Below are 875 nucleotides of genomic sequence, written 5' to 3' on the forward strand. Positions count from 1 at the left end.
CTCATCCCAGATGCAGCGGTTATTGTCGCGACTATCCGCGCGCTTAAATATAATGGCGGTGTTACCAAAAACGAGCTGACAGCTGAGAACCTGCCTGCCCTTGAGGAAGGGCTGCCTAATCTAATGAAGCATATCGATAATATGCAAAACGTCTATGGTCTACCTGTCGTTGTCGCCATCAACCATTTTGTCAGTGATACGGATGCTGAGATTGAACTAGTACGGCGAGCCTGTCAGGCAAAAGGCGTTAAAGTGGCGCTCACGCAAGTATGGGAAAAAGGCGGCGCAGGCGGCGAGACACTAGCGAATACTCTGCTCGATATGCTGCATGACGATAAACCCAGCACCTTTCAGTTAGCTTATGATAGTGACAAACCTATTGCTTATAAAATACGCGCGATTGCTCAGCGTATCTACGGCGCAGATGACATCGATATCAGCAGCCTTGCGCAGTCCAAAATCGCGCGACTAGAGGCACTCAATCTCGATAAGATGCCTGTTTGTATTGCTAAGACGCAGTATTCTCTAAGCGATGACGCTAAACTATTAGGACGACCAACCGGCTTTACTATCCATGTGCGCGACATCAGCATCTCAAGTGGTGCCGGGTTTATCGTGGTGATTTGTGGCCCTATTATGAAAATGCCAGGACTACCAAAACAGCCCTCAGCTGAGCGTATTGACTTAGATGATGCTGGCAATATCATCGGGCTGTTTTGATTTAATTCATCAAGGTCAAAAATAGTCAATCACTTACTACGGTAACTGAGCGCTTCGGACACATGAGCGCTGGTGATATCGATGCTATCGGCAAGATCGGCGATGGTACGGGCAACTCGCAATACACGGTGATAACCACGCGCTGATAGATTGAG

The 875-nt window shown here is 48.1% G+C and carries 2 protein-coding genes; one reads left to right on the forward strand and one right to left on the reverse strand.

Going from position 1 to position 875, the window contains the following annotated elements; genetic code table 11:
- Nucleotides 1-720, forward strand: a 720-nt coding sequence (locus ACTXGO_RS14890; protein WP_443575068.1) for a formate--tetrahydrofolate ligase, incomplete at its 5' end; no start/stop codon positions are given.
- 29 nt (nucleotides 721-749) lie between these two features.
- Here ACTXGO_RS14890 and ACTXGO_RS14895 read toward each other — a convergent pair.
- On the reverse strand, nucleotides 750-875 hold a 126-nt coding region (locus ACTXGO_RS14895), incomplete at its 5' end, for a magnesium chelatase subunit ChlI family protein (RefSeq protein WP_443575069.1).

The sequence above is a fragment of the Psychrobacter sp. T6-1 genome, assembly GCF_052258445.1.